This is a genomic window from Streptomyces sp. NBC_00433 (assembly GCA_036015235.1).
Classification (GTDB): domain Bacteria; phylum Actinomycetota; class Actinomycetes; order Streptomycetales; family Streptomycetaceae; genus Actinacidiphila.
This window is the reverse complement of record CP107926.1, coordinates 3,802,811-3,822,847: the sequence shown is the minus strand read 5'-3', so window position 1 is coordinate 3,822,847 and position 20,037 is coordinate 3,802,811. Positions and strand designations below refer to the sequence as shown.

Here is a 20,037-nt window from a genome sequence, read left to right as displayed (position 1 = left end):
CGGCGCCCGCCACCCCTCTCAGGGGCGGCGGGCGCCGCCCTTTCCGTGCGGCCCGCCATGCGGCAGATTGGGCCGCATGACGAACGATCAGACCGGCGGGCCCCTCATCGACACGAGCCTTCCGCACTCGGCGCGGATGTACGACTACTGGCTCGGCGGCAGCAACAACTTCGCCGCCGACCGCGCGATGGGGCTGGCCATCGAGCAGGCCATACCCGGCATCAAGGCGATGGCCATGGAGAACCGCAGATTCCTCGGCCGCGCGGTGCGGTACATGGCGGGGGAGGCCGGCATCCGGCAGTTCCTCGACATCGGCACGGGTATCCCCGCGGACGGCGACACCGCGTCGGTGGCCGGCATCGTCGCCCCCGAGAGCCGGGTGGTGTGCGTCGACAACGACCCCATCGTGCAGGCGCACGCCCACGACGTCCTCAACGACAAGCCCGGCGCCGGCCGCACGGTCTACCTCGAAGCGGATCTGCGCAAGCCGGGCGAGATCCTGGCCTCACCCCTGCTGCGGGAGACCCTCGACCTCGGCCGGCCGGTCGGGCTGCTGCTCGTCGCGATCCTGATGCTCGTCCGCGACGAGCAGGACCCCTGGGGCGCGGTCGCCGCCTTCCTCGACGCGCTGCCCTCCGGCAGCCATGTGGCCATCAGCCACCCCACCCAGGACTTCGACCCCGAGGCCATGGCGTCCGTCGCCCGCGCCGCGGAAGAGGGCCACATGACCCTCGTCCCCCGCGACCGCTCCGACGTCCTGCGCTTCTTCGGCGACTGGGACCTGATCCCCCCGGGCCTCGTCCCCGTCATGGCCTGGCACCCCGAATCCCCCCTCACCGAAGACGAACGCTCCGCCTACTACTGGGCAGGCGTAGCCCGCAAACCCTGACCCCTTTTCCCCAGAGGGCAAGCCCAAAGGGGCGCGTGGGGGTACCCCCAGGCGAAGCTCCGGGGGAGAACGGAGCGCCAAGCCCCCACCGGGCCGCAGGCGCGAAGCCACCGCAAGTGGCACCCCCCTATGAGCCACCGGCAAGGTCAAGGCTTCGGGTCGTACTTGCGCCCCGCGCCGGCGGAAATGGCCCCGAAGAGCCGGGACGGGACGTGCCGGGCAAACCCGACGGCCGTCTTGTACCGGGCGTCGGGCACGCTGACGACCCGCCCCCTGGCAAGGTCGCGGAGAGCCGCGGACACGACCTTGTCCGCGTCGAGCCAAGCCCAGCCTGGAAGGCGTTCCGCGTTCATGCCCGCCCGCTCGTGGAATTCGGTGCGGACGAAGCCGGGGCACAGGGCGAGGAAGCGGATGCCGGACCCGCGCAGGTCGAGGGCGGCGCCCTCGGTGAAGCGGACGACCCACGCCTTGCTCGCCGCGTACGTGCCGCGAGGCATGAACGCCGCGACCGAGGCGACGTTGATCACCGAGCCGCGGCCGCGGTCCCGCATGCCCTCGGCCGCGGCGGCGGTGAGCCGCAGCACCGCCTCGCAGTGCAGGGTGAGCATGCGCAGCTCGTCGGACATCGGCGCGTCGAGGAAGCGGCCCCGGTTGCCGAAGCCCGCGTTGTTGACCAGGACGTCGACCGCGGGCAGGCCGGTGTCCCGCAGCCGGGACTCGACCGCGGAGATGCCGCCGTCGGTCGCGAGGTCGGCCTGCAGCACCTCGACCCCGACGCCGTAGCGCTCGCGCAGCTCGGCGGCGCTGTCGCCGAGCCGTACGCCGTCCCGGGCGACGAGCACCAGGTCGTGCTTGTCGCCCGCCAGCCGCCGCGCGAAGGCCGCGCCGATACCCGCCGTCGCACCCGTGATGAGGGAAGTCGTCATGCGGGCAGCGTATGCGTACCCGCGGGTCAGGGCCGGGTGCGTGCGAGCCGCTCCCTGACCCGCCGCAGGTCCTCCGCGGGCAGCGCGTCCGCGACCAGCAGCTCGGGGAGCAGTTCGGGCTCCGTGGTCAGCGCGCGGAAGGCCAGCTCGACGGTCACGCCGTGCGCCGGGCGGTCGACGACCTCCACCGTGTCGCCCGCGGCCAGCTCGCCGGGCTCGATGACCCGCAGATACGGGCCGGGCAGGGCGCGGGCGGTGAAGCGCTCGATCCAGCCGCGCTCCTCCAGCCACCCGGCGAAGGTGGCGCACGGTATGCGCGGGCAGGAGACCTCCAGCAGCGGCCCGGCCGCACCCACCCGCCACCGCTCGCCGATCACCGCGGCATTGACGTCGTAGTCCGCGGTCGTCAGGTTCTCGCCGAAGCAGCCGCTGGCCAGGCTGCGGCCCAGCTCCTTCTCCCAGCGGTCCAGGTCCTCCCGGGCGTAGGCGTAGACGGCCTGGTCGTCGCCGCCGTGGTGCTTGACGTCGTAGACCCGGTCGCCGGCCAGCCCCACCGCCCCGGTGCCCTTGGGGCCGGGCGCCGCCACCGCGACCGGGCCCTGGGCCGGCCACTTGTCGATGCCCGTCGCCGCCAGCCCCTTCCACGGGTTGGGCATGGGACGGCCGACGTTCACGCTCAGCAGCCGCATCGGTGCTCCTGTCTAGGCCGGTGCCGTGATCAGATACGGCGTCGTCACGCTCAGCGCGGCGAAGCCGAGGCGTTGCAGGATCGGGCGGCTGTCGTCCGAGGCGTCGACCTGGAGATAGCGATACCCGTGTGCCGCGGCGATACGCGCCCGGTGCGCGACCAGCGCGCGGTAGATCCCCTTTCCGCGCCACTCCTCGACGGTGCCGCCGCCCCACAGGCCCGCGAAGGCCGTCCCCGGCACGAGCTCCATCCGCGCCGCGCACACCGGTACGTCGCCGGCCATCGCCAGCACGATGCTCACGGTGTCCGCACGGTCCCTGACCTGGTCGAGCATCCGCACCCGCAGCCGCTCCGCGCTCGTACCGAACGCCTGCTCGTGCACGTCCGCGGCCAGGTGCACCCCGGCGGCGTCCACCACCGGCTCCAACCGCACCCCCGCCGGCAGCTCCGCGCCCCGCGTCAGCGCGGCGACCTCGTCGATCTCGGCGACCATCAGCGTCTCGGGGTCCTCCGGCTCGAAGCCCGCCGCCCGCAGCCGCTCCCCGAGGTCCGCCGGCCGGTCGTGGGAGTACGTCTTCCACTCGAACTCGCGCCCGGCCGCCTCCGGGCCGCGCAGCCACTCCAGCTGGGCCGCGACGGCCGCGTCGGCGGTGCCCTCGTCCAGATCGGACCACAGCACCCCGCACCACTCGTGGACGCCGGCCCCCACCTGCCGTACGACACCGGCGTCGCTGTCGATCCGGGTCGTCGGCGACTCCGGCGGCGCGTTGCGCCGCAGCTGGTCGTCGAACAGGGCGAGGGTTTCAGCAGAGTTCATCCGGGCATTCCACCACCCGCCCCCGCCGTGCCCAACCGCTTTTCCGCGCCGTGATATCCATTCCCCCACAGCACTCAGGAGGGGGCGGCATGCGGAAGCCGAACGGGACCGACCACGTCGGGAGACGCCCGTGACGCCGTGGGGCGAGGCAGGCACCCTCCTCGGCAAGCTCAGGGGGCGCAGAGTACCGGTCATCGACCGGTCGTTCGGCGACCCGCGGCTCGCGCGGATGCAGGCCGCGGCCAAGGACGGCGGGGCGGAGCAGTGGCCCCCCGTGCGCGCCACGCTGGCCGCGGCGCGAGGGCATGAGGACCTGACCTTCCTGGTCGCGGGGATCATGGACACCGCCGGGGTCGAGCGGTGGACCGCCGACGTGCTCGCGGGCCGGCCGGACGACACCCTCGCGCTGCTGGTCTCCGGCGCCCGGCACGTGGGCTGGGCTTGGCAGGCCCGCGGGGGCTACAGCGCGAGCAGCGTCCCCGAGGCGCAGTGGAAGCTCTTCCAGGAGCGGCTGGTGATCGCGGAGGAGCGGCTGCTCGACGTGGCCGAGCGCGAGCCGGACTGGGCGGCGCCCTGGTATTTCCTCCAGGCCTGCGGGCGCGGCATGCAGGTCGACCTCGACGCCGCCGAGAGCCGCTTCGCGGCGACCTGCCGCCGGGCGCCCGGCCATGTGGCCGCGCATTCCCAGCACCTCCAGCAGGTGAGCAAGAAGTGGGGCGGCTCGCACGAGCGGATGTTCGCCTTCGCCCGCGAGGCCGCCCGCACAGCGCCCGACGGCTCGGGGCTCGGCCAACTCGTCGCCATGGCGCACCTGGAGATGTGGGCGGACGCCAGCGGCGACCCGGACTCCCGCGTCCTCCACGACCCCGCTGTGGTCCGCGAGCTGCACGCGGCGGCGGCCCTGTCGGTGCACCACCCGGCCTACGTCCGCGAACGGGACTGGGCGGTCGGCGTCAACACCTTCGCGATGGCCTTCGCCCTCGCCGGCGAGGAGGCCGCCGCCCGCGTCATGTTCCGCTCGGTGGGCAACCGCGTCACGACGACCCCCTGGCAGTACCTGAACGGCCAGTCCCCGGTCGTCCCCTTCCTGGCCTGGCGCGAGCGCGTCGGCGCGTGAGGGGCGGGCCTCAGGCCGCCAGCGAGAGGGCGAGGTCCACGTCCGCCGGTGTGTTGTAGAAGTGCGGGGCGAAGCGCAGGTTTCCGGCGCGGGAGGCGAAGGCGAGGCCGGCCTCGCGCAGGCGGTGCTCGACGGCGGCGGGGACACCCGGGATCGCGACGATCGCGGAGTCGCCGGCGACGGGGGAGTAGCCGAGCGCGGTGAAGCCCGAGCGGAGCCGGTCCGCGAGGGCGGTGTCGTGCGCGTGGATCGCGTCCACGCCCAGCTCCTCGATGAGCGACAGCGACGCCGCGGCTCCCACGTAGGCCAGGTAGGCGGGGCGCGCGTCGAAGCGCCTGGCGCCGGGCGCGAGATCGGCGATGGGGCCGTAGCAGGAACCCCACGGGTCGTCGCCCCCGTACCAGCCGGTGAAGGCGGGCGACAGGGAGGACTCCGCGCCGGCGCGGACGGTGAGGAAGCACGCCCCGTGTGGTGAGACGAGCCACTTGTAGCCGTGGCAGACGACGTAGTCGTGGTCCGTGGCGTCCAGCGGCAGCCAGCCGATGGCCTGGGTGGCGTCCACCAGGGTGCGCGCGCCGTGCGCGGCGGCCGCGGCGCGGATCGCCGGGAGGTCCGCGATCCGCCCGTCGGCGGACTGCGCGGCGCTGACGGCGACCAGCGCGGTGCCCGGCCGCACCGCGTCGGCGATGTCCTGGAGCGGGACGAGCCGCAGCCGCAGGTCGGGCCGGGCGGCGAAGGGGTGGACCAGGGAGCTGAAGTCCTCCTGGTAGGCGATGACTTCGGCGCCCGCCGGGAGCGCGGCCGCGATGAGGCCGACGGCGCCGGCGACGGTGCCCGCCAGGGCGACCTGGGAGGTCGGTGCCCCGGTGAGGCGGGCGAAGGAGGCGCGGGCCTCGGCGACGGCGGTCTCGTAGCCGTCGGTGTCGGGCCGCCCGGCGGCCCACGCGTCCAGGGCGCGGCGCAGGGCGGCGATCGTACGGGCCGGGGCGGGCGCGTGGGTGGCCGCGTTGAGCCGGCCGGGCGGGACGTCGGGGTATTCGGCGGCCGCCAGACCGCTGAAGGCGGTGGCGAGGGCGGCTGGTGCGTGGGCGCTCATGAATTTCAGCGTGGACCGGGGGAGGGGCAAAGTCCATCGCCGATTTATGGGGGTCATGCCTAAGCAATGCTTATGGTGGAGCCGTGATCGAGGCACGGCACCTGAGAGTGCTGCGGGCGGTGGCGCGGGGCGGCTCGTTCTCCGCCGCGGCCCGCGCGCTGGGCTGTACGCAGCCGGCGGTCAGCCAGCAGATGAAGGCGCTGGAGGCGTCGGCGGGCACCCCGCTGCTGGTGCGCGGGCCGCGCGAGATGCGGCTGACACAGGCCGGCGAGGCGCTGGTGCGGCATGCCGACGGGATCCTGGCCGGGCTGACGGCCGCCGAGGAGGAGGTCGCCGCGATCGCCGGGCTGCGGGCCGGCCGCGTACGGCTGGCGTCCTTCCCGTCGGGGACGCCGACGCTGGTGCCCGGCGCGGTCGCCGAGATGCGCGAGCGGCACCCGGGCACGGAGGTCTCGCTGGTGGAGGCCGAGCCGCCGGGGTCCGTGGACATGCTGCGGGCCGGGGACTGCGACATCACGCTGGCCTTCCGCTATCCGGACCTGCCGACGCCGGCCGAGGAGTCCTGGGCGGACCTGGTCGTACGCCCGCTGCTGGCCGACCGGCTGGTCTGCGTGGTGCCGCAGGGGCACCGGCTGGCGGGCGGCGCGGGGGCGGTGGACCTGGCCGAGCTGGCGGGGGAGCGCTGGATCGCCGGCTGCCCTCGCTGCCGGCGGCACCTGGTGGAGATGTGCGAGCGGGAGGGCTTCACGCCCCGGATCGACTTCGCGACCGACGACTACCCGGCGGTGATCGGCCTGGTCGGAGCGGGGCTCGGCGTGGCGGTCCTGCCGCGCCTTGCGCTGGAGTCGCTGCGCTCGCGCGGCGTCGCGGTGATCACCTTGCGTCCGGCGGTCGAGCGCGAGGTCGTGGCCCTGACCCTGCCCGACCTCGCCCACGTCCCGGCGGTGGACATGATGCTGGCCCGCCTGGCGCGCGCGGCGCTGCGGCGGGGTTCATGAGGCGGTGCGGATTCGCGGGCGGCTTCATGACGCTGCGCAGAATCGATTCTGCGGACGGTCACCCACCGGAATAATGTGCGGGCCGCCCCGCGCGCAGGGGTGGGCCCCACCGCGGGCGCGGCTAGTTCTGCGGACTGAGCTCCCGGTGCCTCGACCGCCCCATCATCTCCTCGCGTTCGTCCTCGGTGAGCCCGCCCCAGACGCCGTACGGCTCGCGTACGGCCAGGGCGTGGGTGGCGCATTCGGCCCGCACGGGGCAGCGCATGCACACCTCCTTGGCCGCGGCCTCGCGCGCGCTGCGTGCCGCGCCGCGTTCGCCCTCGGGGTGGAAGAACAGCGAGCTGTCGACGCCTCGGCAGGCAGCCACCAGCTGCCAGTCCCAGAGATCGGCGTTCGGGCCGGGAAGGCGGGAGAAGTCTGCCATTGCTCATCCCCTCGACGGGTGCGTGACGGCCAAGACGACCTCGGTGTCTCCGACCGTACATCTACTGTCGTAGTAGATGTAAATATGACTCATCGCCAATCTAGCGACGATTAGCCCACGCATCAGAAAAGAGCGGCCAAAGGGTGCAAAGTCCGGCATAACACCCGTTCAGCAGTATCGGCCGGGCCGTGCCGTGCGGCGGTGCCCCGCCCCCGGGTCCGGAATTCCGCCGGCTCACCCGTTCTGACCTGCGGCGTGACTGATCCGCACGCAAGTGATCACGTAGAGTGCCGATGGCGGCGACCAAACTTCGTAACTCTTTCGGGTGAGGGTCGTTGAGTGTGGCGGAAGCGGTTGGCGGCCCAAGCGGTCCCACAGGATTCGGGCAGCTGCCCGATGCCGTCAGCCCCAACGGTGAAGACTTCGTACAGCCTGGAGGCACAACGTGACGCGGTTCAGCTGCGGAGGGCGGTCATGACTTCCGTCCTCGTCTGCGACGACTCCCCGCTCGCCCGAGAGGCCCTGCGCCGCGCGGTGGCGACCGTGCCCGGCGTCGAGCGCGTAACCACCGCGGCCAACGGTGAGGAAGTGCTCCGCCGCTGGGGGGCCGACCGGTCCGACCTCATCCTGATGGACGTCAGGATGCCCGGCCTCGGCGGTGTCGAGACCGTACGGCGGCTGCTGTCCGCCGACCCCGGCGCCCGCATCATCATGCTCACCGTCGCCGAGGACCTGGACGGCGTGGCCCTGGCGGTCGCCGCCGGCGCCCGCGGCTACCTGCACAAGGACGCCTCGCGCGCCGAACTGCGGGCCACCGTCACCCAGGCGCTCGCCGACCCGACCTGGCGGCTCGCGCCGCGCCGGCTGCGGTCCGCCGAGATGGGCGCCGCGCCCACCCTGACCGCCCGCGAGATCCAGGTGCTCGAAGGGATGAGCCACGGACGGTCCAACGCCGAGATCGGCCGCGAGCTGTTCCTCTCCGAGGACACCGTCAAGACGCACGCGCGGCGGCTGTTCAAGAAGCTTGGCGCCTCCGACCGGGCCCACGCGGTGGCTCTCGGCTTCCGCTGGGGCCTGGTCCGCTGACCCGGCTACGCCGTACGCCGTACGGCGGAGTCCCCCACGAGTCCTCGGTTTCCCGGGGGAGGACGCATGCTTGACGTATGGACTTCCTCGGGGATCGGCGGGGGCTTCACATGGCGGACCATAAGGCGGACCAGAAGGCGGAGATGACCGAGCCAGCCGCGGACTCCGCCGCGGCCTCGGCCACGGCGGCTCATAACGCTTCGGTGCAGAAGTACGGCCGCGATGCGACGGAAAGTCCGGCGGCGAGGCACCATGGGTGGATGCGCGACGACGACACTCCGGCGATCGGTGCCCTCGTTCGTCGCGCCGTCGACGGCGACGAGCGGGCGACCCACGATCTGCTGGCCCATGTGCACCCGCTGGCCGAGCGCTACTGCCGCACCAAGCTGTCCCGGCTGCCGGGTGACGCGCGGCACTTCGTGGACGACCTCGCCCAGGAGGTCTGCCTCGCCGTGCTGTGCGCACTGCCGCGCTACCGCGACCTGGGGCGGCCCTTCGAGGCCTTCGTGGTGTCCATCGCCGCCCACAAGGTCGCCGACCTGCAACGGGCCGCGATGCGCCACCCGGGCAGCACCGCGGTCCCCTCCGACGAGATGCCGGAGAAGCCCGACGACTCGCTCGGCCCCGAGGAGCGCGCGCTGCTCAACAGCGACGCCGCCTGGGCCAAGGAACTGCTCGACCGGCTGCCGGGGCACCTGCGGGAGCTGGTGCTGCTGCGGGTCGCGGTCGGGCTGAGCGCCGAGGAGACCGGCCAGGTGCTCGGCATGTCGCCCGGAGCCGTCCGGGTGGCCCAGCACCGCGCGCTCAGCAGGCTGCGGGCCATCGCCGAGGAGTCGGCCGCCGCGCATTCGGCGAGCGCGGGCGGGCTGAGCGCCTAGGACCGGCCCGAAAGGGGCCCTCACCTGGGCGGTCAGGGAATACCGGCGCAGCCACTACCATTGAACAACTCGCCGGGCAAGACCATTCGGGAAGGTGTCATGACGCTGAACGCCGACGGAGTAGCCGAGAAATTCGCCGCGCTCGGGTTGACCTATGACGATGTGCTGCTGCTGCCAGGCGCTTCCGAGGTGCTGCCCAACGAGGTGGACACCTCGTCGCTCATCTCGCGCAACGTCAAGGTCAACATCCCGCTGCTGTCCGCCGCGATGGACAAGGTCACCGAGGCCAGGATGGCCATCGCCATGGCCCGGCAGGGCGGCGTCGGCGTGCTGCACCGCAACCTGTCGATCGAGGACCAGGTCAACCAGGTCGACCTGGTCAAGCGCTCCGAGTCCGGCATGGTCACCGACCCGATCACCGTCCGCCCCGACGCCACGCTCGGCGAGGCGGACGCGCTCTGCGCGAAGTTCCGGATCAGCGGTGTGCCGGTCACCGACGGGACCGGGCGGCTGCTCGGCATCGTCACCAACCGCGACATGGCCTTCGAGTCCGACCGGGCACGCCAGGTGCGCGAGGTCATGACCCCGATGCCACTGGTCACCGGCAAGGTCGGCATCTCCGGTGTGGACGCGATGGCGCTGCTGCGCCGCCACAAGATCGAGAAGCTGCCGCTGGTGGACGACGAGGGCAGGCTGCGCGGCCTGATCACCGTCAAGGACTTCGTCAAGGCCGAGCAGTATCCGCACGCCGCCAAGGACTCCGAGGGCCGGCTCGTCGTCGGCGCCGCGGTCGGCGCGGGACCCGAGGCCCTCGACCGCGCGCAGGCGCTGGTCGGCGTGGGCGTGGACTTCCTGGTCGTCGACACCTCGCACGGCCACAACAGCAACGCGCTCAACTGGATGTCCAAGATCAAGTCCAGCGTCGGCATCGACGTGGTCGGCGGCAACGTCGCCACCCGCGACGGCGCCCGCGCGCTCATCGACGCCGGCGTGGACGGCGTCAAGGTCGGCGTCGGCCCCGGCTCGATCTGCACCACCCGGGTCGTCGCCGGCATCGGCGTCCCCCAGGTCACCGCGATCTACGAGGCCGCGCAGGCCTGCATCGACGCGGGCGTCCCGGTCATCGGCGACGGCGGCCTGCAGTATTCCGGCGACATCGGCAAGGCGCTGGCCGCGGGCGCGAGCAGCGTCATGCTCGGCAGCCTGCTCGCCGGCTGCGAGGAATCCCCCGGCGAGCTGCTCTTCATCAACGGCAAGCAGTTCAAGTCCTACCGCGGCATGGGTTCGCTCGGCGCGATGCAGTCTCGCGGGCAGGGCCGCTCGTACTCCAAGGACCGCTACTTCCAGGCCGAGGTCTCCTCCGACGACAAGCTCGTGCCCGAGGGCATCGAGGGCCAGGTGCCGTATCGCGGGCCGCTGTCCGCCGTCCTCCACCAGCTCGTCGGCGGGCTCCGCCAGACGATGGGCTACGTCGGTGCCGCCACCGTCTCCGAGATGGAGTCGAAGGGGCGGTTCGTCCGCATCACCGCCGCCGGGCTCAAGGAGTCCCACCCCCACGACATCCAGATGACCGTCGAGGCCCCCAACTACCACGGCTAGCCTCCGGCGGTCGGTAAGCATCCCCCGGGCCGCGGTGGTGCTGCGGTCCCCTTTCGGCAAGGGGGTGCCCACCAGGGGCGTGGGGGTACCCCCAGGCGAAGCTCTGGGGGAGAACTGCGCGACCAGCCGTCGACGGGCTGTACGTCGCCACCGTCCGTGAGGGGCTGTTCGGTCCGTGCCGGACCACCGGCCGGTGGTGGGCTGGTCGCGCAGTTCCCCGCGCCCCTATCAGGCACCCCCTTGCCGAAGGGGCATCCCACACCCCCCGTGCCCGGGGGGAAGCGCACCCCCTGCCGGAGGGGACTCTCTCAGCCACTGCGGCCGGCGGAAGGGCGCCCCCTGCGGGAGGGCGCCGTAGTGGGAGTCGGGCCGAAGGCCAGGTTGCGGGATACTGGGGCCGCAGGCCATAGAGAGAGGCACGAGACGTGACAGAGATCGAGATCGGTCGGGGCAAGCGAGGCCGCAGGGCATATTCGTTCGACGACATCGCCGTGGTGCCGAGCCGCCGCACCCGGGACCCGAAAGAAGTCTCGATCGCCTGGCAGATCGACGCCTACCGCTTCGAGCTGCCCTTCCTGGCGGCCCCGATGGACTCCGTCGTGTCGCCGGAGACGGCGATCAGGATCGGCAACCTCGGCGGGCTCGGGGTGCTGAACCTGGAAGGGCTGTGGACCAGGTACGACGACCCCGAGTCGCTGCTCGCGGAGATCGCCGAGCTGGACGACGGGCGGGCGACCGCGCGGCTCCAGGAGATCTACAGGGCGCCGATCCGCGAGGAGCTGATCGGGCAGCGGATCAAGGAGGTGCGGGACGCCGGGGTCGTGACGGCGGCCGCGCTCTCGCCGCAGCGGACCGCGCAGTTCTCCAAGGCCGTGGTGGACGCCGGGGTCGACCTGTTCGTGATCCGGGGCACCACGGTGTCGGCGGAGCACGTGAGCGGGTCGCACGAGCCGCTGAACCTGAAGCAGTTCATCTACGAGCTGGACGTGCCGGTCATCGTCGGCGGCTGCGCCACGTACACGGCGGCGCTGCACCTGATGCGGACCGGCGCGGCCGGTGTGCTGGTCGGCTTCGGCGGCGGGGCCGCGCACACCACGCGCAACGTGCTGGGCATCCAGGTGCCGATGGCCACCGCGGTGGCCGACGTGGCGGCGGCCCGCAGGGACTACATGGACGAGTCCGGCGGCCGCTACGCGCACGTCATCGCGGACGGCGGCTTCGGCGCCAGCGGCGACCTGCCGAAGGCGATCGCCTGCGGGGCCGACGCGGTCATGATGGGCTCGCCGCTGGCCCGCGCGACCGACGCGCCCGGCCGCGGTTTCCACTGGGGTATGGAGGCCGTCAACCCCGAGCTGCCGCGCGGCAAGCGGATGAACCTGGGGACGGCGGGCACGACCGAGGAGATCCTGCTCGGCCCCTCGCACGCCCCGGACGGCTCGATGAACTTCTTCGGCGCGCTGCGCCGCTCGATGGCCACGACCGGCTATTCGGACCTGAAGGAATTCCAGCGGGTCGAGGTCACGGTCTCGCCGACGCACCACCGCTGACCGCGGCAGTACGCCAGGAGGGGCCCCACCGCTTCCCGCGGTGGGGCCCTCCTGCCGTGGTCACGTGCCCTCGGGCGTCAGCCCGCCACGCGCTTGGTGACGATGAAGCCTTCGAGGCCGGCGATGGCGAAGAAGAAGTAGTCCCTGCCGTTCATCGCCTCTTTCCAGGAGTCCTGGAGAACGCTGAAGTGGTCGGTGAACAGCGTCACGACGCCGGGCGCTCCTGACAGGTCGCTGATCAGCAGGGCGATGCCGAACAGCTGGCCCAGGTACACGCCGAGCAGCGCGAGCGGCACGCCGATGAAGGGCAGCGCGGGGTTGCGGCCGCCGGCCTTGGCGAGCGCGAAGCCGACGAGCACGCCGACGGCGACGGCCGCGTAGCTGATCTCGTGCTTCGTGGCCTTGATGAGCAGGCCGTAGACCAGCGCGGCGACCAGCATGGCCGCGACACCCGCCAGCACGCCCAGCCCGGGGTTGCCGGCCGGGGCGGCGCCGATCGGGGCGGGCGGTGCGTAGGCCGCGGCGTTGAAACCGCCGGGGGCGGGCGCGTTGAAGCCGCCGCCCTGCGGCGGGGCGGCGTACGGGGACGGCGCGTACGGCTGCTGAGGCGCCGGCGGGCCCTGCGGCGGCTGCTGGGCGTACGGGTTCTGTCCGGCCGGCTGCTGGGGCGGCGGGTAGTTGGAGCTCATGAAGGATCCCCCGGGGACGGATGTACGAGAGGTTCGCGCGGCAGGCGTCGCGTCTTGATGCGTGCATGCTCAGGTGCGAACGGTGACGCCGAAATCTAGCAGGGGGGGATGACAATCGGACAAGAAGATTGATCCGTCGTTACAGGACCCGCACGTCCCCGTTCTCACCGGCGCGATCGCGCCCCTCGGGTCACAGCCGGGCGGCGGCTCCGACCGGTGTGGCGCCCCTGGTGTCGAGCAGGAGTTGCGCCTTGACCGCCAGTCCCTGGAGGTCGTAGGTGCGGTGGTGCTGGAGCAGCAGCGTCAGGTCGGCCTCGGCGGCGGCCTCCCACAGCGAGTCGGCGCGCGGCACCGGGCGGTCCGTCACCCGCCATTGGGGTACGTAGGGGTCGTGGTAGCAGAGCTGGGCGCCGAGTTCGAGCAGCCGGGTGCCGATCTCCCGTGCGGGGGCGCCCTGCTGGTCGGCGAGGTCGGCCTTGTAGGTCACGCCGAGCAGCAGGATGCGGGCGCCGCGCAGCGACTTGCCGTGCTCGTTGAGCAGGGCCGCGGCGCGCTGGACGACGTAGCGCGGCATGCGCGAGTTGACCTCCTGGGCGAGTTCGACCATCCGCAGCGGGTGGCCGGGCAGCCGCGGGTGCGCGGGCGGGGTGAAGTGCGGTGCCGCGTTGGGGTCCAGGGGCGCCGCGGGGCCGCCGACGCCGGGTCCTGGGCGGAAGGCCTGGAAGCCGAAGGGCTTGGTCTCGGCGCACCTGATGACGTCCCACAGGTCGACGCCCAGGTCGTGGCAGAAGACCGCCATCTCGTTGGCGAAGGCGATGTTGACGTGCCGGTAGTTGGTCTCCAGCAGCTTGACCGCCTCGGCCTCGCGGGTGCCGCGGGCGCGCACGATGCGTTCGGTGAAGCGGCTGTAGAAGGCGGCGGCCGCCTCGGTGCAGGCGGGGGTGCAGCCGCCGACGACCTTGGGGGTGTTGGCGAGCTGGAAGTCGCGGTTGCCGGGGTCGAGGCGGCCGGGGGAGTAGGCGAGGTGGAAGTCGCGCCCGGCCCGCAGGCCGTGCGATTCCAGCAGCGGCCGCAGGTATCCCTCGGTGGTGCCCGGGTAGACGGCCGACTCCAGGACGACGGTGGTGTGCGGCCGCAGGTGCGCGGCCAGCGCGCGGGCGGCCGCGGCGACCGCGGACAGGTCCAGGGCGTGGTCCTCGCCGGGCGGGGTGGGCGCGCAGATCACCGCGGTGCGCACCCGGCCGAGCACGGCGGGGTCGGCGGTGGCGCGGAAGCCGCAGGCCAGCATCCTGCGCAGGTCGGCGGCGGCGAGGGAGCCGGGCGGTACGCGTCCGGCGTTGATGTCGGCGACCGTGGCGGGGTCGGGGTCGTAGCCGATGACACCGACGCCCGCGGCGGTCGCCGCCTGGGCGAGGGGGAGTCCTGTGCTGCCGAGTCCGAGTACGGCGAGGTCTGCGGGCATGGGGTTGTCCTCCCTGGCGACCACCACGAATGGGCTCACGCATGGCTTCAAAACAGGCTAACCAGACAAATCACTGATATGACCACTCGCCGCGCCGTAGGGGCCCGTACGGCTGCGGACCGGGCGCCCGATCCGCCTGCCCTGGCAGCGTGCCGCCGCGCCGGTCACTATCGAAGGAGGAGGAATCCCGCCGGCTCGGGGCAGGTACCCGGCGGAGCCCGAGCAGAAGCGACCGAGAGCCCGATCAGCATCGGCAGGCACGGAGGTTACGGATGCGTACGACGACACTCGGACCGGCCCAGCGGGAAGCAGCCCTCACCCGGATGGCGGAGAAGGAGCTGGACATCCTGGTGGTGGGCGGCGGCATCGTCGGCGCCGGGACCGCGCTGGACGCCGCGACCCGCGGACTGTCGACCGGACTGGTCGAGGCCCGCGACTGGGCCGCGGGCACGTCGAGCAGGTCGAGCAAGCTGATCCACGGCGGCTTGCGCTACCTGGAGATGCTGGACTTCGCCCTGGTCCGCGAGGCGCTCAAGGAGCGCGGGCTGCTGCTGGGGCGAATAGCGCCCCACCTGGTGCGCCCGGTGCCCTTCCTCTACCCGCTCCAGCACAAGGGCTGGGAGCGGGTCTACGCGGGCTCCGGCGTGGCCCTCTACGACGCGATGTCGCTGTCGTCGGGGCACGGCCGCGGCCTGCCGGTGCACCGCCACCTGAGCCGCAGGCACGCGCTGCGGATCGCCCCCGCGTTGCGCAAGGACGCGCTGGTGGGCGCGCTGCAGTATTACGACGCCGGCGTGGACGACGCGCGCTTCGTCGCGACCCTGGTGCGTACTGCGGCCTCCTACGGCGCCCACGTCGCCAACCAGGCGCGGGTGGTCGAATTCCTCCGTGAGGGGGAGCGCGTCGTCGGCGCCCTGGTGCACGACGGCGAGGCCGGCGGCGAGTACGAGATCCGGGCCAAGCAGGTGGTCAACGCGACCGGGGTGTGGACCGACGACACCCAGGCGCTGATCGCCGAGCGCGGGCAATTCCACGTCAGGGCGTCCAAGGGCATCCACCTGGTGGTCCCGAAGGACCGCATCCACTCCAGCAGCGGCATCATCCTGCGCACCGAGAAGAGCGTGCTCTTCGTCATCCCGTGGGGCAGGCACTGGATCGTCGGCACCACCGACACCGACTGGGAGCTGGACAAGGCGCACCCGGCGGCCTCCAGCGCCGACATCGACTATGTGCTCGACCATGTCAACGCGGTGCTCAACACCCCGCTGACCAGGGACGACGTCCAGGGCGTCTACGCCGGGCTGCGCCCGCTGCTGGCCGGCGAGTCCGACGCGACGAGCAAGCTGTCCCGTGAGCACACGGTGGCCCACCCGGTGCCCGGGCTCGTGGTGGTCGCCGGCGGGAAGTACACGACCTACCGGGTGATGGCCAAGGACGCGGTGGACGAGGCCGTGCACGGACTGGACTACCGGGTCGCCGAGTGCTGCACCGAGGATGTGCCGCTGGTCGGGGCCGAGGGCTACCAGGCGCAGTGGAACGCCCGCGCGAGGACCGCGGCCCGCACCGGTGTGCACGTGGCCCGCATCGAGCACCTGCTCCAGCGCTACGGCAGCCTGACCGGCGAGCTGCTCGACCTGATCGCCGACGACCCGTCGCTGGCCGCGCCGCTGACCGGCGCGGACGACTACCTGCGGGCCGAGGTCGTCTACGCGGCGGCTTATGAGAGCGCCCGGCACCTGGACGACGTGCTGGCCCGCAGGACGCGCATCTCCATCGAGACCTTCGACCGCGGCACCCGCAGCGCCCGCGAGGCGGCGGAGTTGATGGCGCCGGTGCTCGGCTGGGACGCGAACCAGGTCGACAAGGAGGTCGAGTACTACGAAAAGCGGGTGGAAGCCGAACGCGAATCGCAGCGCCAGCCCGATGATCTGACCGCGGATGCGGCCAGGCTCGGCGCTCCGGATATCGTTCCCCTCTAGGCGCACGGCGTCTGGGCGCGGCGGAGGGTGCGGGAAAGGCCCTCCCGGAACGCGCGGTCGGGGGACAGACGGAGGAGCGCGACATGGTGGGACCCGCGGACGAGGGGCGGTTGGTCGCGGGCCGCTACCGGCTCATGGAGCGGATCGGCCGCGGCGGGATGGGCACCGTGTGGCGGGCCGAGGACGAACTCCTCGACCGCCAGGTCGCGGTGAAGAAACTGCACCCGCCGCAGCCGCACATGGCCGACGAGGAAGTGGCCACGCTCTTCGAGCGCACCCGCCGCGAGGCACGCGCCGCCGCCAGGATCAGCCACCCCAACGTCATCGTCGTCCACGACGTGGTGGACGACGACGGCCTGCCGTCCATCGTCATGGAGTACGTCCCCTCGCTCACCCTCGGCGAGCTGCTCAAGCAGCGCGGCGCCCTGCCGCCCGCCGAGGCCGCCCGGATCGGCCGCGGCATGATCGCGGCGCTGCGGGCCGCCCACCGGGCCGGGGTGCTGCACCGGGACGTCAAACCCGGCAATGTGCTGCTCGGCGAGGACGGCCGGGTCGTGCTGACCGACTTCGGCATCGCCCAGGCGTCCGGCACCTCCACCCTCACCCGCACCGGCGAGCTGATCGGCTCCATCGACTTCCTGTCGCCCGAGCGCATCCGCGGCGCCATGCCCGGACCCGAGGCCGACCTGTGGGCGCTGGGCGCCACGCTCTACCAGGCCGTCGAGGGCGCCTCGCCCTTCCGCCGGCCGACCGCGATCGAGACGGCGTACGCCATCGCCGAGGAGCCCGTCGTGCCCGCGCCGAACGCCGGGGCGCTGACCCGGGTGATCGCCGGCCTGCTGGCCAAGGAGCCCGGCGAGCGGCTGTCGGCGGAAGAGGCCGAGCGGATGCTGCGGATACCGGCCGGAGAGCAGGACACCGCGCTGGTCGAGCAGGTCGGCATCACCCGGCGGCTCTCCCCGTCCGAGCCGCGGACCGGCCCCCACAGCGACGGCACGCATCCACCGGGACCGCATCCGACCGGCCAGCACGCCCAGCACGCCCAGCACCCGCACGAGCCGCAGCACGCGCAGCACGGCCCGGCCCGCCGCCGCCCCGGCCGCTGGGTCGCCGTCGCGGTCGCCGTCGCGGTGATCGCCGGGGGCGTCGCCATCGCCGTGGACCGGGCCAACCGCTCGGACGCCGCAGGCGGGGACGACGGCGGCAACGGGGGCACCACCGGCGCCCCGACCGCCACCCTGACGACCCCGGCCACCACGGAACCGGCCACCACCCCGCCCACCAGCGACCCGCCCACGACCGCGCCGGAGCCGCCGCCCGTCCCCGCCGGCTACCACCTGGTGCACCAGGCAGACCACGGCTACAGCGTGCCCGTGCCCGACCACTGGAAGAAGAAGGTCACCGACAACGGCGACCAGATCAGCTACGTCGACCCCACCGAAACCGTCGCCCTCAAGATCAGCGCCCTGGACTTCGCGGGACCGGACCCCTACCAGCACTGGAAGGATCTGGAGCCGCAGACCGAGAGCCAGGTGAAGCACTACCACCGCGAGCGGATGGCGCCCACCAAGACCCCGTCCGGCCAGGACGCCGCCCTGTGGGAGTTCACCTTCAGGGGCGCCACCACCGGCACCCTCTTCCACGCGCTCGACATCGGCTTCGGCGAGGAGGGCGGCCGCGAGTACGCCGTGTACCTGTCCGCGCCCGATTCCCAATGGTCCACTTACCGGCGGGTGTTCGACAACGCCTTGGCCGGCTTCCGGCAGCAGGACTGACGCGCGGCCCGATCTCCGTATTCGCGTCTCCGCACCTCCATCGGGGATGATGGGGATTCACACCGCAGGACTGCAGAGGGAACCCATGAGCGAGGCCGAAGGTACCGACGGACGCGTGCTCGCCGACCGGTACCGCCTCGACGGCGTACTGGGCAAGGGCGGGATGGGCACGGTCTGGCGCGCGGTCGACGAGACCCTGGGCCGCACCGTCGCCGTCAAGGAACTGCGCTTCCCCGGCAATGTGGACGAGGAGGAGAAGCGCCGCATGGTCACGCGCACCCTGCGCGAGGCCAAGGCGACCGCCCGGATCCGCAACACCGGCGCCATCACCGTCTACGACGTCGTCAAGGAGGACGACCGGCCGTGGATCGTGATGGAGCTGATCGAGGGCAGGTCGCTGTCCGACGCCATCCGCGAGGACGGCCCGCTGACCCCCAAGCGGGCGGCGGAGGTCGGGCTCGTCATCCTCGACGTGCTGTCCGCCGCACACCGCGAGGGCATCCTGCACCGCGACGTCAAACCGTCCAACGTGCTCATCGCCGACGACTCGCGGGTCGTGCTCGGCGACTTCGGCATCGCCCAGATCGACGGCGACCCCTCGGTCACCTCGACCGGCATGCTGGTCGGAGCGCCCTCGTACATCTCGCCGGAGCGCGCCCGCGGCCAGAAGCCGGGCCCGCCCGCCGACCTGTGGTCGCTGGGCGCGCTGCTCTTCGCCTCCGTCGAGGGCCGCCCGCCCTACGACAAGGGCTCGGCGATCGCCACCCTGACCGCGGTGATGACCGAGCCCGTCGGGCCGATGCAGAATGCGGGACCGCTCGCCGCCGTCATCACCGGGCTGCTGGCCAAGGACCCCGAGCAGCGCCTCGACGAGCAGGCCGCCCGCAGGATGCTGGAGGGCGTCGCCAAGGCCCCCGACCGGCCCGTCGCACCGCCCGCCCCCACCGGTGACGCCCCCACCGCCGTACTGCCCGTCGACCCGCAGCCGACCCCGACCGACGCGCCCGCCGCCGCCCGGCGGACGGCGGCCGAGCAGGTCAGGGTGCGCGAGGCGCTGCGTACGGTACGCAAGGCCGCGGCCAAGCCGCCCAAGCCCGCCAAGCCCGCCAAGCCCGCCGCGAAGGCCGCGGCCAAGCCCGCGCCGGAGCCCGGCATGCCGGCCGACGCGCCGCCGCCCGCCCGCGCCTCGATCACCGACGTCGTCCCCCGCCGCACCCTGCTGATCGGCGTCACCGTCCTCGTACTCGCCCTGCTGGGCACGGTGATAGGCGTGGTGCTCGCCAACTCCGGTGGCGGGAAGGACGGCGGCGACACCAAGAACGGCGACCCGACGTCCGCGCCGGCCAAGCCGGGCGCCGACCGCAAGCCGTCGGCCCCGGCGAGCACGCCCGCCGCCGGCTCCGGTTCGGACTCCGGCTCCGGCTCGGGTGACGACGCGGCCGACGACTCCGCGGGCAAGGGCGGCAAGCCGTCCGCGACCGCCGACCCGGCCGGCGGCCCCGGCGCCCCGCCCGCCGGCTTCACCCTCGTGCAAGGTGCAGGGAAGGCCTCCGTGGCGATCCCCGCGGACTGGAAGCGGGTGCCGGCGGCCCAGAACCGTTACCACACGGGCACGCTCTTCGCCGGTCCCGCGGGCGGCGAACTGCTGGTCGACTTCACACCGACCCCCGGCCCCAGCGCGCTCGCCAAATGGCAGCACGACTCCAAGACCGTCGGCCCGACGCTGTCCGGCTACCAGCTGATCGGCGTCAGGAAGGCCGACTACCGTGGATACGACACCGCGGACTGGGAGTACAAGCGGACGCTTGCGGGTACGCAAGTGCGTGTCCAGAACCGAGGCATGGTGACGGACGCTCACCACGGCTACGCCCTGCTGCTCGACTTCCCCACCGGCACGTGGAACAGCGATGCGAACCGGCACATTCGCGACGTCGTCCTCGACACGTTCAAACCGGCCAAGTGAGCGCGCCGCAGCACGTATCGTGAAGGGGCGCGAACTGTACGCATCCGGAACCGCCCGGACGTGACCGGTTCGTACCGCAGTCCGACCGGGCCAGGGAGGGGGCG

Annotated in this window: 17 protein-coding genes; 10 read left to right on the top strand and 7 right to left on the bottom strand. The window is 72.9% G+C overall.

Annotated elements, in window-relative coordinates; translation table 11 throughout:
* The first annotated feature begins 76 nt into the window (after positions 1–76).
* Positions 77–889, top strand: a complete 813-nt coding sequence (locus OG900_15810; protein ID WUH91426.1) for an SAM-dependent methyltransferase — start codon at positions 77–79, stop codon at positions 887–889.
* A gap of 146 nt (positions 890–1,035) precedes the next feature.
* Here the strand turns inward: OG900_15810 and OG900_15805 are convergent, their stop codons facing one another.
* The 3 genes from OG900_15805 to OG900_15795 are packed head-to-tail and all read right to left on the bottom strand — an operon-like array spanning position 1,036 to position 3,320.
* Entirely contained in the window at positions 1,036–1,815 is a 780-nt protein-coding gene (locus OG900_15805; GenBank protein ID WUH91425.1) for an SDR family oxidoreductase, read from the bottom strand.
* A gap of 26 nt (positions 1,816–1,841) precedes the next feature.
* On the bottom strand, positions 1,842–2,504 hold the full coding sequence (locus OG900_15800; protein WUH91424.1) for an MOSC domain-containing protein: 663 nt from the start codon (positions 2,502–2,504) through the stop codon (positions 1,842–1,844).
* Between the two features lie 12 nt (positions 2,505–2,516).
* Positions 2,517–3,320 carry a GNAT family N-acetyltransferase gene (locus OG900_15795; protein ID WUH91423.1) on the bottom strand — a complete coding sequence of 268 codons (804 nt, stop codon included), beginning with the start codon at positions 3,318–3,320 and terminating at the stop codon, positions 2,517–2,519.
* A 130-nt stretch (positions 3,321–3,450) separates the two neighbouring features.
* Here OG900_15795 and OG900_15790 point away from each other — a divergent pair, with 130 nt between their 5' ends.
* A complete protein-coding gene (locus OG900_15790; protein WUH91422.1) occupies positions 3,451–4,437 on the top strand; it encodes a hypothetical protein in 987 nt (328 codons plus the stop codon).
* A 10-nt stretch (positions 4,438–4,447) separates the two neighbouring features.
* Here the strand turns inward: OG900_15790 and OG900_15785 are convergent, their stop codons facing one another.
* Positions 4,448–5,533, bottom strand: coding sequence for an aminotransferase class V-fold PLP-dependent enzyme (locus tag OG900_15785; GenBank protein ID WUH91421.1), 1,086 nt, complete (start codon positions 5,531–5,533; stop codon positions 4,448–4,450).
* 83 nt (positions 5,534–5,616) lie between these two features.
* Between OG900_15785 and OG900_15780 the strand changes: the two genes are divergently transcribed.
* Entirely contained in the window at positions 5,617–6,531 is a 915-nt protein-coding gene (locus tag OG900_15780) for a LysR family transcriptional regulator (protein ID WUH91420.1), read from the top strand.
* 121 nt (positions 6,532–6,652) lie between these two features.
* Here the strand turns inward: OG900_15780 and OG900_15775 are convergent, their stop codons facing one another.
* Positions 6,653–6,955, bottom strand: a complete 303-nt coding sequence (locus OG900_15775) for a WhiB family transcriptional regulator (protein WUH91419.1) — start codon at positions 6,953–6,955, stop codon at positions 6,653–6,655.
* Between the two features lie 474 nt (positions 6,956–7,429).
* On the opposite strand from OG900_15775, the gene OG900_15770 reads away from it, so the two are divergent.
* The 4 genes from OG900_15770 (at position 7,430) to OG900_15755 (ending at position 12,065) form a co-directional block, all read left to right on the top strand.
* The gene (locus OG900_15770; GenBank protein WUH91418.1) at positions 7,430–8,041 is read left to right on the top strand and encodes a response regulator transcription factor; all 612 of its coding nucleotides are present in this window, start codon (positions 7,430–7,432) and stop codon (positions 8,039–8,041) included.
* Positions 8,042–8,184: 143 nt separating this feature from the next.
* Positions 8,185–8,919 (top strand): sigma-70 family RNA polymerase sigma factor, encoded by a 735-nt coding sequence (locus OG900_15765; protein ID WUH95782.1) that lies wholly within the window; start codon positions 8,185–8,187, stop codon positions 8,917–8,919.
* A gap of 99 nt (positions 8,920–9,018) precedes the next feature.
* A complete protein-coding gene (gene guaB / locus OG900_15760; protein WUH91417.1) occupies positions 9,019–10,518 on the top strand; it encodes an IMP dehydrogenase in 1,500 nt (499 codons plus the stop codon).
* Positions 10,519–10,943: 425 nt separating this feature from the next.
* A complete protein-coding gene (locus OG900_15755) occupies positions 10,944–12,065 on the top strand; it encodes a GuaB3 family IMP dehydrogenase-related protein (protein ID WUH91416.1) in 1,122 nt (373 codons plus the stop codon).
* 77 nt (positions 12,066–12,142) lie between these two features.
* Here the strand turns inward: OG900_15755 and OG900_15750 are convergent, their stop codons facing one another.
* Together OG900_15750 and OG900_15745 are read right to left on the bottom strand one after the other, a co-directional pair.
* Positions 12,143–12,754 carry a hypothetical protein gene (locus OG900_15750; GenBank protein ID WUH91415.1) on the bottom strand — a complete coding sequence of 204 codons (612 nt, stop codon included), beginning with the start codon at positions 12,752–12,754 and terminating at the stop codon, positions 12,143–12,145.
* A 190-nt stretch (positions 12,755–12,944) separates the two neighbouring features.
* Positions 12,945–14,216 (bottom strand): nucleotide sugar dehydrogenase, encoded by a 1,272-nt coding sequence (locus OG900_15745; protein ID WUH95781.1) that lies wholly within the window; start codon positions 14,214–14,216, stop codon positions 12,945–12,947.
* A 272-nt stretch (positions 14,217–14,488) separates the two neighbouring features.
* Between OG900_15745 and OG900_15740 the strand changes: the two genes are divergently transcribed.
* From OG900_15740 to OG900_15730, 3 genes are all read left to right on the top strand, one after another.
* Positions 14,489–16,195 carry a glycerol-3-phosphate dehydrogenase/oxidase gene (locus tag OG900_15740; protein ID WUH91414.1) on the top strand — a complete coding sequence of 569 codons (1,707 nt, stop codon included), beginning with the start codon at positions 14,489–14,491 and terminating at the stop codon, positions 16,193–16,195.
* Positions 16,196–16,278: 83 nt separating this feature from the next.
* Entirely contained in the window at positions 16,279–17,970 is a 1,692-nt protein-coding gene (locus tag OG900_15735) for a serine/threonine protein kinase (protein ID WUH91413.1), read from the top strand.
* Between the two features lie 85 nt (positions 17,971–18,055).
* Positions 18,056–19,933, top strand: coding sequence for a serine/threonine protein kinase (locus OG900_15730; protein WUH91412.1), 1,878 nt, complete (start codon positions 18,056–18,058; stop codon positions 19,931–19,933).
* The last annotated feature ends 104 nt before the right edge of the window (positions 19,934–20,037 follow it).

Coding starts and splice junctions, on each gene's coding strand:
- OG900_15810 (WUH91426.1), top strand. CDS start 77: ATGACGAACGATCAGACCGGCGGGCCCCTCATCGACACGAGCCTTCCG.
- OG900_15805 (WUH91425.1), bottom strand. CDS start 1,815: ATGACGACTTCCCTCATCACGGGTGCGACGGCGGGTATCGGCGCGGCC.
- OG900_15800 (WUH91424.1), bottom strand. CDS start 2,504: ATGCGGCTGCTGAGCGTGAACGTCGGCCGTCCCATGCCCAACCCGTGG.
- OG900_15795 (WUH91423.1), bottom strand. CDS start 3,320: ATGAACTCTGCTGAAACCCTCGCCCTGTTCGACGACCAGCTGCGGCGC.
- OG900_15785 (WUH91421.1), bottom strand. CDS start 5,533: ATGAGCGCCCACGCACCAGCCGCCCTCGCCACCGCCTTCAGCGGTCTG.
- OG900_15775 (WUH91419.1), bottom strand. CDS start 6,955: ATGGCAGACTTCTCCCGCCTTCCCGGCCCGAACGCCGATCTCTGGGAC.
- OG900_15770 (WUH91418.1), top strand. CDS start 7,430: ATGACTTCCGTCCTCGTCTGCGACGACTCCCCGCTCGCCCGAGAGGCC.
- OG900_15765 (WUH95782.1), top strand. CDS start 8,185: ATGACCGAGCCAGCCGCGGACTCCGCCGCGGCCTCGGCCACGGCGGCT.
- guaB (WUH91417.1), top strand. CDS start 9,019: ATGACGCTGAACGCCGACGGAGTAGCCGAGAAATTCGCCGCGCTCGGG.
- OG900_15750 (WUH91415.1), bottom strand. CDS start 12,754: ATGAGCTCCAACTACCCGCCGCCCCAGCAGCCGGCCGGACAGAACCCG.
- OG900_15745 (WUH95781.1), bottom strand. CDS start 14,216: ATGCCCGCAGACCTCGCCGTACTCGGACTCGGCAGCACAGGACTCCCC.
- OG900_15740 (WUH91414.1), top strand. CDS start 14,489: ATGCGTACGACGACACTCGGACCGGCCCAGCGGGAAGCAGCCCTCACC.
- OG900_15735 (WUH91413.1), top strand. CDS start 16,279: ATGGTGGGACCCGCGGACGAGGGGCGGTTGGTCGCGGGCCGCTACCGG.
- OG900_15730 (WUH91412.1), top strand. CDS start 18,056: ATGAGCGAGGCCGAAGGTACCGACGGACGCGTGCTCGCCGACCGGTAC.